Annotated in this window: 20 protein-coding genes; 15 read left to right on the forward strand and 5 right to left on the reverse strand. The window is 39.8% G+C overall.

Annotation, left to right across the window (positions count from 1 at the left end; all coding sequences use genetic code 11):
- Positions 1-63: 63 nt before the first annotated feature.
- Positions 64-747, reverse strand: a complete 684-nt coding sequence (locus tag GPK60_RS10520) for a response regulator transcription factor (RefSeq protein ID WP_118178322.1) — start codon at positions 745-747, stop codon at positions 64-66.
- Positions 748-938: 191 nt separating this feature from the next.
- On the opposite strand from GPK60_RS10520, the gene GPK60_RS10525 reads away from it, so the two are divergent.
- Complete coding sequence (locus tag GPK60_RS10525) at positions 939-1271, forward strand: helix-turn-helix transcriptional regulator (RefSeq protein ID WP_242999547.1); 333 nt, start codon at positions 939-941, stop codon at positions 1269-1271.
- A 75-nt stretch (positions 1272-1346) separates the two neighbouring features.
- Here GPK60_RS10525 and GPK60_RS10530 read toward each other — a convergent pair whose 3' ends face one another.
- The 4 genes from GPK60_RS10530 to GPK60_RS10545 form a co-directional block, all read right to left on the reverse strand.
- Positions 1347-2093: a DUF6040 family protein gene (locus tag GPK60_RS10530; RefSeq protein ID WP_215660000.1), complete on the reverse strand. Its 747-nt coding sequence runs from the start codon at positions 2091-2093 to the stop codon at positions 1347-1349.
- Positions 2032-3753 (reverse strand): MobA/MobL family protein, encoded by a 1722-nt coding sequence (locus GPK60_RS10535; RefSeq protein ID WP_040893156.1) that lies wholly within the window; start codon positions 3751-3753, stop codon positions 2032-2034. Before GPK60_RS10535 ends, GPK60_RS10530 begins: the two co-directional genes overlap by 62 nt.
- A gap of 329 nt (positions 3754-4082) precedes the next feature.
- Positions 4083-4397 carry a hypothetical protein gene (locus tag GPK60_RS10540; protein WP_005608351.1) on the reverse strand — a complete coding sequence of 105 codons (315 nt, stop codon included), beginning with the start codon at positions 4395-4397 and terminating at the stop codon, positions 4083-4085.
- Positions 4398-4537: 140 nt separating this feature from the next.
- A complete protein-coding gene (locus tag GPK60_RS10545) occupies positions 4538-4768 on the reverse strand; it encodes a helix-turn-helix domain-containing protein (RefSeq protein ID WP_004843519.1) in 231 nt (76 codons plus the stop codon).
- 171 nt (positions 4769-4939) lie between these two features.
- Between GPK60_RS10545 and GPK60_RS10550 the strand changes: the two genes are divergently transcribed.
- The 14 genes from GPK60_RS10550 (at position 4940) to ureB (ending at position 18448) form a co-directional block, all read left to right on the forward strand.
- Positions 4940-5569 carry a helix-turn-helix transcriptional regulator gene (locus GPK60_RS10550; RefSeq protein ID WP_015530715.1) on the forward strand — a complete coding sequence of 210 codons (630 nt, stop codon included), beginning with the start codon at positions 4940-4942 and terminating at the stop codon, positions 5567-5569.
- 86 nt (positions 5570-5655) lie between these two features.
- Positions 5656-6951, forward strand: a complete 1296-nt coding sequence (locus GPK60_RS10555; protein WP_008400148.1) for a tyrosine-type recombinase/integrase — start codon at positions 5656-5658, stop codon at positions 6949-6951.
- A 254-nt stretch (positions 6952-7205) separates the two neighbouring features.
- Entirely contained in the window at positions 7206-8726 is a 1521-nt protein-coding gene (locus tag GPK60_RS10560) for a hypothetical protein (protein ID WP_215659911.1), read from the forward strand.
- Positions 8727-8883: 157 nt separating this feature from the next.
- The gene (locus tag GPK60_RS10565; protein ID WP_215659913.1) at positions 8884-10125 is read left to right on the forward strand and encodes a hemolysin family protein; all 1242 of its coding nucleotides are present in this window, start codon (positions 8884-8886) and stop codon (positions 10123-10125) included.
- A gap of 129 nt (positions 10126-10254) precedes the next feature.
- Positions 10255-11193 (forward strand): IS982 family transposase, encoded by a 939-nt coding sequence (locus tag GPK60_RS10570; protein ID WP_215659918.1) that lies wholly within the window; start codon positions 10255-10257, stop codon positions 11191-11193.
- A gap of 110 nt (positions 11194-11303) precedes the next feature.
- Positions 11304-11735, forward strand: coding sequence for an FdtA/QdtA family cupin domain-containing protein (locus GPK60_RS10575; RefSeq protein ID WP_215659921.1), 432 nt, complete (start codon positions 11304-11306; stop codon positions 11733-11735).
- The gene (locus GPK60_RS10580; protein ID WP_215659924.1) at positions 11732-12694 is read left to right on the forward strand and encodes a glycosyltransferase family 2 protein; all 963 of its coding nucleotides are present in this window, start codon (positions 11732-11734) and stop codon (positions 12692-12694) included. Before GPK60_RS10575 ends, GPK60_RS10580 begins: the two co-directional genes overlap by 4 nt.
- Positions 12678-13778: a DegT/DnrJ/EryC1/StrS family aminotransferase gene (locus tag GPK60_RS10585; protein WP_215659927.1), complete on the forward strand. Its 1101-nt coding sequence runs from the start codon at positions 12678-12680 to the stop codon at positions 13776-13778. Before GPK60_RS10580 ends, GPK60_RS10585 begins: the two co-directional genes overlap by 17 nt.
- A 6-nt stretch (positions 13779-13784) precedes the next feature.
- The gene (locus GPK60_RS10590; RefSeq protein WP_215659930.1) at positions 13785-14345 is read left to right on the forward strand and encodes a GNAT family N-acetyltransferase; all 561 of its coding nucleotides are present in this window, start codon (positions 13785-13787) and stop codon (positions 14343-14345) included.
- An 18-nt stretch (positions 14346-14363) separates the two neighbouring features.
- Positions 14364-14885, forward strand: coding sequence for a GtrA family protein (locus GPK60_RS10595; protein ID WP_215659933.1), 522 nt, complete (start codon positions 14364-14366; stop codon positions 14883-14885).
- Positions 14882-15274, forward strand: coding sequence for a hypothetical protein (locus tag GPK60_RS10600; RefSeq protein ID WP_215659936.1), 393 nt, complete (start codon positions 14882-14884; stop codon positions 15272-15274). Before GPK60_RS10595 ends, GPK60_RS10600 begins: the two co-directional genes overlap by 4 nt.
- 30 nt (positions 15275-15304) lie before the next feature.
- Entirely contained in the window at positions 15305-17425 is a 2121-nt protein-coding gene (locus tag GPK60_RS10605; RefSeq protein ID WP_346727764.1) for a YfhO family protein, read from the forward strand.
- Between the two features lie 301 nt (positions 17426-17726).
- The gene (ureA, locus tag GPK60_RS10610; protein ID WP_022118357.1) at positions 17727-18029 is read left to right on the forward strand and encodes an urease subunit gamma; all 303 of its coding nucleotides are present in this window, start codon (positions 17727-17729) and stop codon (positions 18027-18029) included.
- Positions 18030-18088: 59 nt separating this feature from the next.
- Positions 18089-18448, forward strand: a complete 360-nt coding sequence (gene ureB, locus GPK60_RS10615; RefSeq protein WP_022118358.1) for an urease subunit beta — start codon at positions 18089-18091, stop codon at positions 18446-18448.
- Positions 18449-18452: the final 4 nt, after the last annotated feature.

Below are 18452 nucleotides of genomic sequence, written 5' to 3' on the forward strand. Positions count from 1 at the left end.
TGATTTTAGTGTAAGGGATAAGTTTAAGTAAATTATTTTCTAAATCTAAGGATTTCATAAAGATTATATGTCCATCTTAAACCCAATTCCCCAAACCGTTTTAATATACGATTTACTATTATCTATTGCAGCAATTTTTTTGCGTAAGTTGCTGATATGAACATTGATAGCATTTTCAGTTCCCTCTAAAGCTTCATTCCATAATTGCTCATAAATCATATCTTTCGTAAATACTTGTTGCGGATGTCCCATAAGCATTTTCAATATAGCAAACTCATTTTTTGTAAGGGGCAATTTTTGATTTTTTAGAGTGGCCTCCATTCCTATTGTATCTAAATTTAAATCGCCACAACATAACAAGGAATTTGATGTATATTGATTTTCATAAATCCGTCGTAAAATCGTTTCAATCCTTGCAAGTAGTTCTTCTATATCGAAGGGTTTCGTTACATAATCATCAGCACCGTTTTTCAATAAGAAAATTTTACTTTTAGAATCTTCTTTTGCAGATAGACCGATTACAGGTACATTTTTTGTTTTCTTTATTTCTGCTAAAACTTGTTCACCAGAAAGACCGGGAAGCATTAAATCCAAAATAATCAGATTAACTTTTTGCTTTTCAAGAAAAAGAAGGGCTTCTGTTCCTGAATAAGCAGAATATGTTATATAACCATTTTTCCGAAGATATTTAACAAGCATATCATTGATGGCCATATCGTCATCAACTATTAGAATTGTGTAATTCATATAAAATACCTTTCTTTAACATTGATCAATTTGCAGAATATAATTTTATGGCATATTCGTATCAACTTTATCACAATCGTTTGCTATATTCAATCATGTGGCTATTTGATAGTGAAATAAAATACTATTTAACATCAAATTTCACTACATTCTCATAATTCAACCCGAAATGTACAATGATATAGGGTGATATGAGAATGAACCAAGATGAAATCAGGTTTGACTTTCATGGGCTCGGGCTGGCAATCAAACAAGCTAGAGAAGAAAGAGGCTGGACACAGGCCTATGTGGCGGAGCTAGTCAGCAAGACAGACCGCACGATTATGAATATTGAAAACAAGGGACAACATCCCAGCTTCAATTTATTTTTCAAACTCGTTACCATGTTCGATATTTCCGTAGACCAGTTTTTCTACCGGGAAGAACAGCGGGACGAACACAGTTGCAGAAAGCACATTATGTTAGTTTCCAATATTATTTACATTGCTGAAACAATGAAACAGACATATCCTAATATAAATTGAAAAGGAGAGAGTATAATAGCAGGGGACGATGTGTGTTTTATCCCCTGCTCGTATACGTTTTTTATCATATTTTCATCAATATAGCTTGGTATCTAACTGATTTTTCAAATAACATCTAAGTCCAACATATACTCCCTGCAAAAGTATAAAAAGCAATAGAAGATTTATTGACATTATTTTTTTGATTGATTCTCCAAAAAAAATAATGACAGAAGCACTCGTCAGTATCATCAGTAGGGTAATAACATCCCAACAGTTTTTCTTATATAATTCTATAACCTTTATTTCTATCAGTATCGCCAGTATCCCTGTCCCTGCCACACATATTCCTACAATCAATATTAGCAATAACCAATATATGATTCCGGCTATAATCTCATTTGGAATTTTTGTGCTGATCTGTGCCGCAGATTGCCCAGCATCAATCGTCCATCCGATAAAAGTCTGTATGAATGATGTTAAATCGTTGAAAAATAATTTACAATCGACAAGGAACATATCTGACTGTACTGCCTGAAAAAGAGTGGTTGTCAACGAATACCATGCAAGAAGGAACAAGGTTGTTTGGAACATTACCGTTTTTGCTTTATATTGTCCTGCAAGTTGCTCTTTTTGTGTTTCGTATCTTGCTTTTGCATTCTGATAGGCTGTCCGGTCACAGGCTTCGCATTTTTTATAGAGTACCGGCTTTTCTACCGGTATCTCTACGATTTTCTGATGTGTCCGGGCATAATCCCGTTGTTGTGTTAAGCATCGTATTTTATCTTGACATTCCTCTATCGTGACGTTTGCGCTTCGCAGCTTCTCTTTCTCGCTCCGCAATGCTCTGTCTGCCAGCTTCAAGTCGTTCTTTAATGCTTGAATATTCCCGGCTCTGTTCTCTTTGTTTAATTTCTCGTTCAAGGTCAGAGATTCGTTGAGCTGCGTCTTCAGTTCCACGATAAGCTGGTCTTTCTGTTCCAACTCTTCTTGTATCTCCTCGGTCAAGAGCAGAAGTTCTTCCAACTGTTCGGCGTTCTTTAATTCTCTGGATTCGTTCATCTATATCACGTCCTTTCTCTACCTGCTGTTCCAGTTCAGCAATTCGGTGTTCTGTTTCAGTAATAAACTGTTTTCGCTGTTCAGCTTCTGTGCCAATATCTGCCATTGCTGATTTTCGTTTTCCAAAAGTTCTATCTTCGTTTTCTGTTCTTCCATCTTGGAAAGTAGTTCCTCGGTATTTGGCAAAATGTTGAGCAGCTCGGATAACTCGCTGTTTAATTTTTGCAATTTCTGATTCTGTTCCTGCATAAGAGAGAGTTGGGTGTCCCGGTTCTGCATTTCCAGAAGCATTTCTGCCATTAAGGTCTGCTGTTCTTCGATTTGCCCAATCATGGACTCCATTAAGGGTATAATTTCCCGGCTTTCTTCTAATGTCATTTAATCGCTCCTTCCATAATGATAATGCACCTGATACTTTCCCAAAGGTGTCCAGTATCTTTTGCAATAACGTGTTTTGTTGTTTTATGATTTGATTTTCCGCTACTTTCCACGAACCTTTTATTTCCTGCCCGGCAAGAAACTTTTGTTCAATCTTTCTTGCGTCAGCACCTTCATGGATGGTAGGAATCTGGAGTTTTCCCTGCTTTTCGTAAGAACGGTGATCGACCTGATTATGCAAAGGCAGATGTTCATTACACACCTTTGCCCACTCGCTCCGCCACAGTTCACAGTTTTTTGGATTGTTCCATCCCGTAGCATCGGTCAGTACCCGTTTCCATTGCAGGCGGTTTCTTGCACCAATCTTCTGGATTCCGTTTTCATCTAATACAGGGATACGGATTCCATGACGGTCAGGGTTTTTCTTATCCTGCCACCAGTTCGGATGGGATTCATCAATCACGATATTTCCGCTTTTATCTCTGACAAAATCCCAATCTTTGACTTCTTTCTTCCCCCAAGAATGATCCGGGTTAAAAGGGCGCATTGTCAGAAGCAGATGGACATGAGGATTGCCATCCCCTTTGTCGTGGATACTCCAATCAGCACACATTCCCTTATCCACAAATGTTTTTTTGATATAGTCGGCTGTATATTGAATCTGTTCCTGTCTGCTCCATTCTTTGGGGAGGGCAAATTCAAATGACCTGCCAAGTTGGGCATCTGCACTTTTTTCAATCTTCAATACCTCATTCCATAACCGTTGTTTCTGAAATGTGATTTTAAATTTTTCTAAAGCAGCTTCTTTATCTTCTGACCTTTTGTATCGGACAGATTTTTGAAAGCGTTTTATATTTTCTTCTGGTACTATCTGCCATTCAGGAGGTGCGTTTTCGCACATCATCAGACTGGTGTAGACCACTTCTTTTTTAGAAGTGTAATAACTGATTCGCCCGGTTTCCTCGTTTTTCATCACATCCCCATTGAGATATGCGGAAGCGGAGATAACAGATTTCCCTTTACTTCGTCCGACTATTTTGATTGTGTAATGAAAAATCGCCATGTCTGGATTCCCCCTTTCTGCACATCCGGCATAGATTTCCGGCAACATTGCTTTCAGTTTTAGAAAAAGCAGTATTGCCGGAACGCCCTCTGCGTAAGAGTGCCCTGCGCATAGCAGCCTGCATGGAATGCGCCCCTCTGGCGAAGAGTGCCTCCTGCGGCATGAGCAGGTCTGGCTGAAAGCCCCGCCGACGGAACGAGCCCGGCAAGCGTGAGCGAAGACCGGTTGCCACTTGTGGCAAACTTATTGGGACGACCTCTGGTTGTCCATAAGTGCGCCCTTCATGAAAAAGCAATGAAGGGAATGAAAAACTCATCCCCCCCCCGCCATTACACTTCCTCCATATCGGTATGTGTTTCTTTCTGCATTGCCTTTGAAAAAAATTTCCCATTGGCTTCCTGCTTTTTCAGAAAACCAATCAGCTTTGGGATGTCCTCTTCCTCGATAGGCGCACCGAGAACGGATTCCACCGCACCGCCAACCTGACAGAGCCTATGGGTTCGTTTTTTACTTTCTTCGGCTTTCTTTCGTTTCAGAAGTTCTTTCTTCTGTGCTGCATATCGTTTTGCTTTTTCAAGGCTTTCCTGTTCCTTCTTTTCCATTTCAAGCATTCGTTCTTCATAACTTTTTGTTGATTTTGCCATGATTACATTCCCCTTTCTTTTACAAACATAAGTTCTCGGTTGCGTATCAGAAGAAGCACATGGTATAATCTTCTTGCGTGTAGGTATATCATGGCTTCGGTCTGATAGAACCTTTGGCGGTTTCTTTGGAAGCCGCCTTTTTAATTTGCCGCAGTTCTTGTTACGGCTTTTACATTTCCTCTATCCCTCAAATCACGACCTTCATTCGCTTCCATAAACATTTCCAGAATATCGGTTTTAATCAGGACTTTGCGACCAACCTTTAATACTGGAAGTTTCTTCCATTCTACAAGCTGTCTTAAGGTGTTTCTGCCGATTCCCGTATAGTCAGCAGCTTCTTCGATGGATAATGCAATTTTTCTTTGCGTCATATAATCACCTCCTTATAAATTGCATTATGCAATTCTTGTGATGTAAGTATATCCTTTTCATATCTTTTTGTCAAGCGTTACGAAATATTAAAAATAATTTTTAAGTTGCATATTGCAATTACAGAAAAACAATGCTATAATTCATACATACCGAAAAAGGAGGCAGTCAGCATGAAAGATAAAGAACTACGCAAGCTGATAGGCAGCAGAGTAAAACAGCGCCGTCTGGAATTGAATCTGACACAGCCTTATGTCGCAGAAAAGATGGGTGTTACCGCTTCTACAATCCTGCGTTATGAGAATGGTTCGATTGACAATACGAAAAAAATGGTGCTGGAAGGTCTTTCGGAAGCACTCCATGTATCTGTGGAATGGCTCAAAGGGGAAACAGATGAATATGAAACCGACATTACGGATAAGAGAGAGTTACAGATTCGTGATGCGATGGGAGATATTCTGGAACAGTTACCGCTTGCCCTTACCAAAGAAGAAGATGCTTTTTCAAAAGATTTATTACTGCTGATGTTAAAACAATATGGTCTGTTTTTGGATTCCTTCCAGTTCGCCTGCAAAAACTTCAAGGGAAATGCAGGTCAGACGGATATTGCCAAAACAATAGGGTTTGAATCGAATGAGGAATATAATGAGATTATGTTCTTAAGGGAAATCACTCCTACCATCAATGCTCTTAATGAGATGGCAGACGTTGTAAGGCTCTATTCCAAGAAACCAAAAACAGCAGAACAAAGGCTTGCAAATCTTTTATCAGAAGTCTTATACGAAGATTCCGAATCGGTATAGTAAGACAACCGGAGTTATGATATACTTACACGCACGAAGCATTTCATCAGTTCCGATTGTCTAATATCGAAAGGAGATATACGATTATGGCAAAAGGATCTGTAAGAAAAAAAGGAAAGAAATGGTACTACCGCTTCTATGTAGAGGACGCAAGCGGCAATCTTGTTCAGAAAGAATGCGTTGGAACAGAAAGCAAAAGTGAAACTGAAAAGCTGCTCCGTCAGGCAATGGATGATTATGAGAAAAAGAAATTTGTTGCCAAAGCGGAAAATCTCACAGTCGGACAACTTCTGGATGTGTGGGCAGAGGAGGAATTAAAAACAGGTACGCTCAGCAATGGTACTGTGGAGAATTACCTCGGAACAATCCGAAATATTAAGAAACACCCATTGGCAGAACGGAAATTAAAAAATGTAACCTCTGAGCATTTGCAATCCTTCTTTGATTTGCTTTCCTTTGGGGGAGTTCATCCCGATGGAAAAGAGAGAAAGGGTTACAGCAAAGATTACATCCATTCTTTTTCCGCAGTCATGCAGCAGTCCTTCCGCTTTGCAGTATTTCCAAAACAGTATATTACGTTCAATCCCATGCAGTATATTAAACTGCGGTATCAGACGGACGAAGTTGATTTGTTTTCGGATGAGGACATGGACGGAAATATCCAACCAATTTCACGAGAAGATTATGAAAGACTGCTTGCGTATCTTCAAAAAAAGAACCCAGCCGCAATACTTCCAATCCAGATAGCCTATTATGCCGGGCTTCGTATTGGAGAAGCTTGTGGTTTGGCATGGCAGGACGTAAATCTGGAAGAACAATGCCTTACCATAAGACGCAGCATCCGATATGATGGCTCAAAGCGCAAATATATCATCGGACCAACTAAGCGGAAAAAAGTGAGGATTGTTGATTTTGGAGATACGCTGGTAGAGATTTTCCGTAATGCCCGGAAAGAGCAGTTAAAAAATCGAATGCAGTATGGAGAACTTTATCACACGAACTACTACAAAGAGGTCAAAGAGAAAAACAGAGTGTACTACGAGTATTATTGCTTAGACAGAACAGAGGAAGTCCCGGCAGATTATAAAGAAATTTCTTTCGTCTGCTTAAGACCTGATGGCTGTCTGGAACTTCCGACTACTTTGGGAACGGTATGCAGAAAGGTAGCAAAAACATTAGAGGGATTTGAAGGCTTTCATTTCCACCAGTTACGTCACACCTATACAAGCAACCTTTTAGCAAATGGAGCTGCCCCAAAAGATGTGCAGGAATTGTTGGGACACTCAGATGTCAGTACCACAATGAACGTCTATGCTCACTCCACAAGAGATGCGAAACGAAAATCGGTTCGGCTTCTTGATAAAGTGGTGGGCAATGACTAAAAAATTTCCCTTATTTCCCTTGTGATTATCTCATAAGGGCAAAAACAAGGGAAACTACATATCATTTTACTAATGGACAGGCGGGAAAGCCTGTAAAATGGGAAAGTTAGAGGGATAATTATATAAATTCCAGTTTAACAACTTGCCCTTTGAGAGAGGAAAAATCCTTTTCTCAAAGGGCTTTTTCTATTTATACAGATATTCGAAAACTACAGGATAAAGCCAAAACTTCATATACTCTAAGCACAAGGAGGTTGAGGTTTGGTTATGAACAGCAGTTTGCCAGAAGTACACTCAGAACTTGTTTTGGAATGATCAGAGAAGAACATGCCGTTGAACGGGAGTTGCAGTTATGTGGGTATTTTTGTATAATAACTTCCGGATATTATACACTTCCGCTGGAGGACAATACAAAAGTATCCAGCCTGAATTTTAACAGGGACTTCCTGACAGCAGAATGGATTCGGGTCAGTGAGTTTTCCGGGTCATACACACAGCTTCATGTTTCTTCACAGAGAGAGCTGGAAGTGGCTGCAAAACTGCTGAAGGGTGATTATCTGCATCGAGCAATTGTATTGGAAGAAGATATTACCATAAGCAATCTGACAGAACCATATTTTGACCGCCTGGAATACGATTGCTATATCAAGGGCAGTTATACAGAAAACGGAGAAGAAAAGCACCATACGATCACGCTGGAACATGCGACAGCACCGCTGATCAATGAAAATGTCGGTACGATTGACGGAATAGATATTCTGGGAACGGTAAACGGCAAAGAAGAAGCGTCCGGTGAGGATACTTGTTTCGGAGCTTTTGCCAGAAAAAATTATGGTGCAATACAAAATTGCCGCATAGTCGGAACGACAAACAGTTTTAATGAGATCATCAGATCTCGTATTGAAGGCAGTGCAGAATATTTTGGCGGTTTTGCAGGACATAACTACGGATATATTACAAACTGTGAAATACACGACACTGACATCGTATGGAATGATCAGGAAGCTGCAAAAGAAGGAAGAAAACAGGCATACGTTGGCGGAATCATAGGGGCGAATGATGCAAGAGCTGTTCTTTCCGATGGCAAAATGCACAATGCAGCGGTTGGTGTGCTGTCAGACCATATCCGGGATACCGCACAGACGGTTTATCTTGGAGGCTTTGCAGGAAGCAGTTCCGGAAAAATTCAGAGAGGAATCCTGGAAAATGGAAAAATCGGCAGCATTACAACAAGATCAGATGTTCAAAGCATTGGCAGACTGTATGCGGGTGGAATTGCCGGAAGAGATGATAAGCAGACACAAGAGAGTGAGGATGCGTTCCGCTATGAAAGCAGCATCACGCAATGTCAGATTATGAACACCAGTGTAGGCAGTGCATACACCGCAGGCGGCATCATTGGAGAGAACAATTTCAGTGTGATCTCTGAAAATACGATGGATGGAGTATCGGTTTATGGCGGATGCGAGTATGCCGGACATATTGCCGGAATCTGGAGAAGTACCTGTTGTGCAGCAAAAGATAATTATATAGCAAATGCCAGGACAGCTACCGATACCGGAACAGCAGACATCGCTGCCGGATATGCAGAAAAGCCGGATGTTTATGATGGTGTCCATGCGACAGTCATGGTTCGTGCAAACGATAACAACACGAAAGTAATAACAGGAGAGCAAAGTATGTCATATAAAAAAGGATATTTTGTGTGCTACGTTGCTCACAAAGGAGCACATCAGTTATTCTATGAGATGAAGTATTCAGGCAGTGAATGGTAAGAAGAAAAACGAACGCTAAGAAAAGCTTCCCATTGACACTGTGACGGCTATCTCATATAATAACAACAGAAAACAGATTACAAAGAAAGACAGGGCATGGTCTGTTGTCAGGGTACAACAGGCCATGCTTTTTTGAAAGGGAGGTTTTTTATTTATCATGTCCAGTGACTCGACTTCATTGGTTATTATTCTGGTCTGTCTTGTTTTGTCCGCATATTTTTCAGCGACCGAGACAGCCTTTTCCACGATGAGCCATGCACGTATGAAAACAATGGCAGACAAAGGTGACAAATCCGCAGCACTTGCACTTCAGCTGGCAGACAATTACGATACGCTGCTCTCGGCGATCCTGATCGGCAACAACCTGGTCAATATTTTGCTCTCATCTGTGGCGACACTGCTCTTTGTCAAATTTCTGGGTGAGCAGACAGGAGCGAGCGTTGCAACAGCTTCCGTCACGGTTGTCGTGTTGATCTTTGGCGAAATCTCACCGAAAAGCATTGCCAAAGAATCGCCGGAGAAATTTGCCATGTTTTCCGCACCGTTTATCCGTGCCCTGATGGTGCTTTTAAAACCATTTATCTGGATGTTTGCTCAATGGAAAAAGCTGCTTGTCAAACTGTTCAACAAGCCTTCGGATGACCGTGGGATCACGGACGAGGAGCTGATGACGATCGTAGAAGAAGCAGAACAGGAAGGCGGGATCGATGCCGATGAAAGTACACTGATTCGCAGTGCGATCGGTTTTATGGATCTTGAGACAAGTGACATTTATACGCCGCGTGTGGATATCGAGAGTATTCCGCTGGATGCGACAAAAGAAGAAATCGCAAAAATGTTTCTGGATACCGGATTTTCAAGACTTCCGGTTTACGAGGAAGATATCGACCATATTGTCGGCATTGTCAACCAGAAAGATTTCCATAATTTCATTTATCATACCGACCGACCTCTGAAAGATATCATCCGCCCGGTGCTGTTTATCACACCGACGATGAAGATCGGTGTCCTGCTGAAAAAGCTTCAGGACAGTAAAACCCACATTGCGATCATTCTGGATGAATTTGGCGGAACGGAAGGTCTGGTTACGATCGAGGATATCATTGAAGAGCTGGTTGGTGATATCTGGGATGAGCATGACCGTGTCATTAAAGAAATCGAAAAAATTTCCGACCGGGAATATCTGATGAGCGGATCGGCAAATATTGATAAAGTGTTTGAACTGCTGGATATTGAGAAAGCGGTGGATGTCAATACTTTGAGCGGCTGGATCATGGAGGAACTTGGGCAGATCCCGAAAGAGGGCGACAGCTTTGTAAGTGACGGCGTGAAAGTAGTTGTCCTGAAAATGGATGACCATCGTGTGGACAAAGCGAAAGTCTATCAGGAAAAACGTTGATGATTTATAGCAGAGAAAATACTGGATAACTAAAATACCTCGTTGTGCTAAATAAAAATAATAAAGAAACTTCAACAAAATGTGCTATCCTGCTTGTAGGAAATACAAAAAACGAAAGGAGGCATCATTATGTTGAAGTTCCAAAACAATAATACCACAATCATAGCAACTTTTGAAGACTTTATTTTCACTGTTTATGTTATCATTGATGATCTCTATCATCAATTTGCTCCGGATGAGGTTATCCACAGGAGACGTGTTTTGGATGCAAAATTATCGGATCCTGAAATTATTACGATTAGCCTTTGCGGCGAATTAGCTGGCATTGATTCTGAAAATGCCTGGTTTCACTTTGTAAAGCGAAATTATCGTCACTTATTTCCAAATCTATGCAGCCGAAGCCGTTTTAACAGGACAAGGCGGGCTTTGATGCAGACAACTGAACGGTTACGTCAGAAAATGCTGTCTGCTTTTCCAGTTCCTGTCAGTCCTTACTGTATCATCGACAGTTTTCCGCTTGCCGTCTGCAAATTCGGACGGGCACGGTTTTGCAGGTCTTTTCGTGGATATGGTGCAGATTATGGGAAATGCCCTTCCAAGAAAGGAACCTATTTTGACTATAAAGTACATGTCCTTATTACTCTGGAAGGATACATCACGTCCTTTGAAATTACACCAGTATCTGTAGATGACCGTCAGGGTTTAAGGGATATCGTTGAAAATCAAAGCGGTCTTACAATTCTTGCAGATAAAGGCTATGTTGGAGAAGCCCTTATGCTGGAAATGCAGGAACAAAAGAATACTCTTTTGGCATTAAAACGCTCCAACAGTAAGTCAAAGTGGTCAACTTCTTTCCGACAATTAGTATTTAAGCTTCGCAGGAGAGTGGAAACGGTCTTCTCACAGTTAAGCGAGCAATTAAATGCAGAAAGAGTACTGGCTAAAACTTTTCAGGGATTATGCACACGCCTGGTAAACAAAATTCTGGCATATAATCTTTGCATTGCCTTAAACAGTATTTTTCACGAAACTTGTGACATTGGAAAAATCAAAGAATTGATTTTCTGATTTTTTGCTTTTGTCAAACTGTAGGGATTTTTTGCCCTTTCACAGGATTTTTGCAAATTCGTTTTAAATAGCACAACAAGTTAAAATAGTTTTTGAGAAAGGAAAAAGAGATGAACAAAAGAGAAGTTAAAATGTTGGAATTTCCGCAAAGAGGAGACAAAAGAGGTCATCTTGTCATTGTAGAAGGAATGAAAGATGTTCCTTTTGATATAAAAAGGATTTTTTATATTTACGGTTCAGATAAAGACGTAGTGAGAGGACAGCATGCAAACTTGAAAAGTCAGTTTGTTTTGGTTAATGTTGCCGGAAAAAGTAAGGTTCGGGTAAAGGATGGTCTTGGAAATGAAGCAGTATTCAGTCTGAATCGTGCACATACAGGTATTTATCTTCCGGAAATGATATGGAAAGATATGTATGATTTTAGCGAAGATTCAGTTTTGCTGGTGCTTTCCAGTGAACATTATGATCCAGAGGAATATATCAGAGACTATGATACCTTTGTTAAAATGGTACATACAGAAGAAAAGAGAGAAAAAGAATGAAAGTTTCAATTGTGATACCAGTTTATTACAACGAAGATAATCTGTATCCCCTTTATGCAGATATAAAAGAAAAATTTATTGACAAAATCGATTATGATTACGAAATTGTCATGGTTAATGATGGATCAAAAGACCGTAGTTATGAAGTTATGCAGGAACTGGCAGATCAGGATCCCAACATAAAAATTGTCAGTTTGTCACGTAATTTTGGTTCACATGCGGCTATTCTGTGTGGTTTGGAAAAGTGTACAGGTGATTGTGCGGTAGTAAAGGCAGCGGATCTTCAGGAGCCTACGGAGCTGATCCTTAAAATGGTTGAAAGCTGGAAGCAGGGCAATAATGTTGTGCTTGCAGTAAGGCAGGACAGGAAAGAAAGTTTTGGAACAAAACTGTTTGCAAATACATATTATTGGATGGTCAGAAAAGCGGCATTGTCCAATATGCCAAAAGGTGGATTTGATGTGTATCTGCTGGATCAGAAAGTTATCCGGGTATTATTATCACTGGATGAGAGAAATAGTGCACTGACTGGACAGATTCTCTGGAGTGGTTTTAAAACGGAAGAGATACCCTATGTACGTCTGGAAAGAGAAATAGGAACGAGCAAATGGACATTAAAAAAGAAAGTACGTTTGGTGGCGGATACCCTGTTCAGTTTTTCAACGTTGCCAATTTCACTGGTTACTATGATTGGAACCCTGTCCTGCGTTGGTGCACTTATATGGGGAATTGTTGTTCTGGTATGTAAAATCATGGGACTGATTCAGGTAAGTGGATGGACAACCCTGTTCATTTTTAATCTGTGCAGTTTTGGGATTATTATGGTGACACTTGGTATTCTTGGAGGTTATTTGTGGAGAACCTTTGATGCTTCCAGAAACAGACCGACTTATATTGTCGAAGATGAAAATACATTAGAACAGAAAAAAGGAGAGAATAAACATGAAGATCATGCCTAATCGTCTGGACCGCGGATTTGCAATGTATCAGAAAGAGTTTGAACAGAAAGCTTTGGAAGTACTCAGATCCGGCTGGTATGTACTTGGAAACGAAGTAAGAAGTTTTGAAACGGAATTTGCAGACTACCTGCAAGTGAAGAATTGTGTTGGAGTTGCAAGTGGCCTGGATGCATTGTGGATTGCATTCCGTGTTCTTGGCATTGGTGCGGGTGACGAAGTGATCGTACAGGGCAATACTTACATTGCAAGTGTAATGGGAATCACGATCAATGGTGCAACACCTGTTTTTGTAGAGCCGGATGAATACAACAATATCGATGTTGACAAAATAGAAGAGAAAATCACAGAAAAAACAAAGGCAATTCTTGTAGTGCATTTATATGGTCAGGCATCTAATATGGGAAAGGTGGTAAAACTGGCTCAGAAATACCATTTAAGACTGGTAGAAGACTGTGCACAGTCCCATGGTGCATGTTTTGATGGGAAAATGACAGGTACATTTGGCGATATCGGCTGTTTTTCTTTTTATCCATCAAAAAATCTGGGAGCATTTGGTGATGCAGGAGCGATTGTTACAAATGATGATAAGATTGCAGAAGATGTAAGAGTTTTTCGCAACTACGGAAGTGAGAAAAGATACTACAATAAAGTAGTGGGTGCGAATTCCAGACTGGATGAAATGCAGGCAGGTCTTTTGCGTGTACGTTTGCAGCATATGAAAAAGATTACGGATGAAAGAGTAAGATTATGTAAAAGATATCAGAAGCTTCTGGATAATCCGTTATTACAGCTTCCAAAAGTAAGAGAAGGTGCAACAACGGTATGGCATCAGTTTGTGATTCATTGCAGACGTAGAGATGAACTGATAGAATATCTGAATCAGAAAGAAGTCGGAACGATCATTCATTATCCAATTCCGCCGCATCTGTCAGAAGCATACCAGTATCTTGGCTTAAAAGAAGGGGCATTGCCGATCACGGAACAGTATGCAAAAGAGGTTGTTTCGATTCCGCTGTATAATGGAATGACAGAAGAAGAACAGGATTATGTCATCAACTGCCTGAATGCCTTCGGAAAGGAATAACAGACTATGAAACATCATTATAGTGCAGTATATGGAGAAGTAACCATCCGTCCTTTAGAGAGAAAAGATATCGAAAATCTTCGTATCTGGAGAAATGATGCATCTCAGACCAGATTTTTGAGAAATATCGGACATATTACCAGAGAAATGCAGGAAAAATGGTATGAAGGATATTTGCAGGATACAGATTCCATCGTATTTGCAATCGAAGAAACAAAAAGGCTGAAGCGGATGGTCGGAAGTCTGGCATTATATAATTTTGAAAATGGTCAGGCAGAGATTGGACGGCTTCAGGTTGGTGATCTGGAAGCCAGAGGTCATGGAATTGGTGGAAAAAGCTTTGTACTGGCTATGGCTGTAGGGTTCAAAAAACTGGGATTGAAAAGAATTTATGCGTCAGTAAACAGAGAGAATCTGGCAGCATATAAAAGTTATACGAAAATCGGATTTCAGGTGTGTGGCAGTCATGCATCACCAGTAGATGGTATTGAGGATGAAATCGAAATAGATGAAAAACGCTGGTCAGATAAGACTCCATATGTTCATGAGATCACGTTATTTTCGTAAGACAGATAGGATAAAATCATGGAAAATGTAATAAAACGTTGCTGGAGTTTTTTTGAACAGGTATGCTACCTGATTTTGGTAAAAATACTACGTATAAAGATCAGTCTCAAAGCATGGGAAGGTCTTATGCAATTTATAAAATTTGGGATTATCGGTGTAAGTAATACACTGATTTCCTATGTGATTTATCTTGTAGCACTGGTTGTTTTTCAGAAAAATAACTGGTTTGGAGAAATGGATTATCTGATTGCACAGATATTAGGATTTTTGCTGAGTGTTCTTTGGTCTTTTTACTGGAATCGCAAATATGTATTTGCTTCAGACAAAGAAGCGATCCCATGGTTTCAGGCACTTGTAAAAACATATTGTTCTTATGCTTTTACAGGGATATTTTTAAATACGGTGTTATCTATATTATGGGTAGAAAAACTGGGAATATCTAAAATGCTTGCTCCAATTTTAAATATTTTTGTGAGTGTTCCTTTGAATTTTGTAATGAATAAATTTTGGGCGTTTAAAAAACAGGAGAGAAAAGAATGACAGTAAAAAAGAAGAATAAAATAGTGATACATATAGGAGTGTTTGCATTATTTCTTTTGATCAGTTTTTTGATGAACTGGTCTCTTTTGCTAGGAGAAAATTTGATGAAGTGGGATATCTGGGATGCAGAATATCCATTCCAGGTACTTATGTCGGAAGCGATCAAAAATCATACATTACCACTATGGAATCCACTGATGCGTAATGGGACACCACATTATGCAGTTTTAGGAATGCCGGTGTGGTACATTATTACACTGGTTATGGCATATGTCGGATATACACCTGTAACAGTAGCATTTTGTTACGCAATTCATATTGCGATTGGCGGTTTTGGCGTATATCTGTTGGCAGGACAAGAATTGAAGAATAGAAAAGAATTGTCTTAGAGTGATGATTGTGCCTGTTTTTTGGTTGGAGTGCTTTATTGTGGAAGTGGTTTGTTTTTATCTAATGCGCAGCATATTATGATTATTATATCAGCTGCATGGATTCCGTATGTCTTTTTAGGAATGTGGGCTTTTTTGCAGAAAAAACATTTGATATTTGCACTGGGAACCGGATTTGCAGCATCCCAGCTATTACTTGGTGGATATCCGGAGATGTTTTTTAATCTGTTTTTGTTTTTAGTTCCATATACTTTGTATTTTGGATACGATAAAAATAAGACATTTTACAAAAATGTAATTTCCTGTGCCGGAAAGTTTATTCTTGTTTGTATTTTTACCGTTATATCCGGTGCAGCGATACTTCTTCCTTTTTTGAAAAATATGTCACTGATCACCAGAGGAAATGGTCTTGGGCAGGTAGCAAATGGGTATTCACCGTTGATATATTTATCTATTCTATTTCCGGAAACGTTAAAATTTATACCGGAACCGGCTGGAGTGAGTATGTCAAATTTCTATATGGGGATCATTACATTGTTACTGTTACCTATGATACTGGAAAAAAAACAGAAAAATAAGAAATTATATGGTAGTCTGGCTGTGATATCTTTTTTTATCTGTATGGGAAACACTTCATTTGTACATATGTTGTTATACCGTTTTGTTCCAATGTATGCTAGTTTTCGATTTCCTACAACGAATCGGGTTTTTCTGATGATTTTTGTTATGCTTACACTCGTTCCGGTTTTATCAGATATTTTGAAGACAGGAAAAATTTCCCTAAAGGTACTGAAAGTCACACTAATTTTGACGAGCGTTACATTACTTGCTGGAAGTATTTCGGGAGTGATAGTCAATGCTGTGAAATCTAGTTCAGAAATAGATCTTACGAAGTTGCAGGGATTTGCAGAGTCGGCTATAAGAGTTTCTATTATATTAAGTGTTTATTTTTTTGTTTTTTATACTATTTATAAAAAACAGGTTTACAGATTGTGGCGAAAAGGTTTTATAGTAGGAATTGTAATTGTAGAGGTCTTTACATGGTCCTTTTTAGAAACACCACTTACAATTGCTAAATATGCACCAGGGGAATATTCTTCAAACCAGGAAGTTCGAGATGACATTGACCAGCAATTTAGCAATTATAATCAGAGAAAACTAGGAGTGAATTTTACAGGAGCTGCTCGAAGTACAAGTCGATATAACAATCGAGTAATATTATATAATAAAACTTTTGATGAAGAAGGATATTATTCTTTTTTACTTTCTGCTACTGAAGATTTCAGGCAGACTTATAATCGAAGCATTATAGAGCAGAACCCGGTCGCTTATTTTACCAATAATGTAGTGACATCAAATGATATATCCTATAAAAAATGGATCAATCGGTGCAGCAATGATCCGGAACAGATTTTTGTAAAAAAAGGACTGGATGAAACAATCACATCGTCTCAGAAGCTGGAAGCGAAAGTTGTGGCAAGAGAAGAACTGAATCTGATAAAAACAGAGAAAGGTTGTCAGATTGCTGGGGAACTGAGTGCGGCGGAAGATAAAACGGGAAGAGTCCGGCTTTATCTTACAGGTAATACAGAAGATGAGATTTTTCTGAAGATCAGATTTACGGACAGTAATGGAGAGCAACAGTCTTATAAAGGTGATTTTACGGTAAAAGAAGAGGAAGGCAAAAAGTATGTGGATATTTATTTCCCTTCCGTAGAGCAGGTATATCAGCAACTGAAGATTACAGGAGAAGCTATACAGGCAGAAAAGGCAGAACTGGTACAAATGGAAAGAATGACTTCAGATGGAACGGTTGATGTATCGTGGTTTGGATTTAACAGTATCCAGATGACAGTAGATGCACCAACAGAAGGATATGTAACGCTTCTTCAGTCAAAACATAGTGGTTGGACGGCATATGTGGATGGAAAGAAGGCAGATATCAGTACAGTCAATCGTTGCTTTATGGGATTGCATGTTACCCGGGGAAAGCATACGATAACAATGAAATTCCGGCCAGTAGAATGGTTTATTGGTGTTGGCTTTTCGGTATTGTATGTGATAGTTATGGTAGTAGTGTTTATCGTATATTTAAAGAAAAAACAGCATATTCCATCAGATACCGCAAAAAACATTCAAAAAACTGCTTGACGGAAAAAATAAAATCGACTATAATGCATAGCAAATCCATAGGGATAAAGACGCAGACAATGGAGCCTGTAAAAGGGAGCCATTGTCTGCGTCTTTTTGTGATGCCAGGGTCAGAAGCCTGAAACCACGATGTGCTTGCACAGGAGTGGTTTTATGGCTTAATGACCCGCCCCAACATGAGCATAAAAGTGGAGCGTAAGCTTCACGATATGCGAATGGTGGGTAGAATTGTGAGAGTACGAAGTACGGAACAATTCGTGGGCATCTTATAACTTTTACTTAGATGAACAGGAGGATTACTATGAGACTTACCCCGAAGGAACAGGAAAAACTGATGCTTCACATGGCGGGAAATCTTGCCAAAGAGAGAAAAGAACGCGGCGTGAAGCTGAATTATGTAGAGTCGCTTGCTTATATCAGTTCGGAACTTCTGGAACTGGCACGTGACGGAAAAACGGTTGTGGAGCTGATGCAGCTTGGAACGAAGATCCTTACCAAAAAAGATGTTATGGATGGTGTTGCAGATATGCTGGAAGAAGTACAGGTAGAGGCAACTTTTCCGGATGGAACCAAGCTGGTAACGGTACATAATCCGATCCAGTAGACAGAGGCAGCCCCGTAGATGATTTGCGGGCGAATCTTGAAGAAGGAGGACAACAAACCATGAAAATCGGTGAAATTATTCCGGCAGACAGAGAGATCACACTCAACGAAGGAAAAAACACAGTGAAAATTCTTGTTGCGAATAAAGGAGACCGCCCGGTGCAGGTGGGATCTCATTATCATTTTTTCGAAGTAAATAAATGCCTTTCGTTTGACCGTGAGACAGCTTATGGATATCATCTGGACATTCCGTCAGGAACATCAGTTCGTTTTGAACCGGGCGAAGAAAAAGAGGTTCAGCTCACACAGATGGGCGGCAGAAAGCGTGTATTTGGATTAAATGACCTGACAAGAGCCAGAGCAGAAGAAGACACGAAAAAAGCTTCTATGGAAAAAGCAGCATTAAAAGGTTTTGTATAGGAGG

Source organism: Ruminococcus sp. MCC718 (assembly GCF_018783905.1).
Taxonomy (GTDB): Bacteria; Bacillota; Clostridia; order Lachnospirales; family Lachnospiraceae; genus Hominisplanchenecus; species Hominisplanchenecus faecis.

Coding starts and splice junctions, on each gene's coding strand:
- GPK60_RS10520 (WP_118178322.1), bottom strand. CDS start 747: ATGAATTACACAATTCTAATAGTTGATGACGATATGGCCATCAATGAT.
- GPK60_RS10525 (WP_242999547.1), top strand. CDS start 939: ATGAGAATGAACCAAGATGAAATCAGGTTTGACTTTCATGGGCTCGGG.
- GPK60_RS10535 (WP_040893156.1), bottom strand. CDS start 3,753: ATGGCGATTTTTCATTACACAATCAAAATAGTCGGACGAAGTAAAGGG.
- GPK60_RS10540 (WP_005608351.1), bottom strand. CDS start 4,397: ATGGCAAAATCAACAAAAAGTTATGAAGAACGAATGCTTGAAATGGAA.
- GPK60_RS10545 (WP_004843519.1), bottom strand. CDS start 4,768: ATGACGCAAAGAAAAATTGCATTATCCATCGAAGAAGCTGCTGACTAT.
- GPK60_RS10550 (WP_015530715.1), top strand. CDS start 4,940: ATGAAAGATAAAGAACTACGCAAGCTGATAGGCAGCAGAGTAAAACAG.
- GPK60_RS10555 (WP_008400148.1), top strand. CDS start 5,656: ATGGCAAAAGGATCTGTAAGAAAAAAAGGAAAGAAATGGTACTACCGC.
- GPK60_RS10565 (WP_215659913.1), top strand. CDS start 8,884: ATGTCCAGTGACTCGACTTCATTGGTTATTATTCTGGTCTGTCTTGTT.
- GPK60_RS10570 (WP_215659918.1), top strand. CDS start 10,255: ATGTTGAAGTTCCAAAACAATAATACCACAATCATAGCAACTTTTGAA.
- GPK60_RS10575 (WP_215659921.1), top strand. CDS start 11,304: ATGAACAAAAGAGAAGTTAAAATGTTGGAATTTCCGCAAAGAGGAGAC.
- GPK60_RS10580 (WP_215659924.1), top strand. CDS start 11,732: ATGAAAGTTTCAATTGTGATACCAGTTTATTACAACGAAGATAATCTG.
- GPK60_RS10585 (WP_215659927.1), top strand. CDS start 12,678: ATGAAGATCATGCCTAATCGTCTGGACCGCGGATTTGCAATGTATCAG.
- GPK60_RS10590 (WP_215659930.1), top strand. CDS start 13,785: ATGAAACATCATTATAGTGCAGTATATGGAGAAGTAACCATCCGTCCT.
- GPK60_RS10595 (WP_215659933.1), top strand. CDS start 14,364: ATGGAAAATGTAATAAAACGTTGCTGGAGTTTTTTTGAACAGGTATGC.
- GPK60_RS10600 (WP_215659936.1), top strand. CDS start 14,882: ATGACAGTAAAAAAGAAGAATAAAATAGTGATACATATAGGAGTGTTT.
- ureA (WP_022118357.1), top strand. CDS start 17,727: ATGAGACTTACCCCGAAGGAACAGGAAAAACTGATGCTTCACATGGCG.
- ureB (WP_022118358.1), top strand. CDS start 18,089: ATGAAAATCGGTGAAATTATTCCGGCAGACAGAGAGATCACACTCAAC.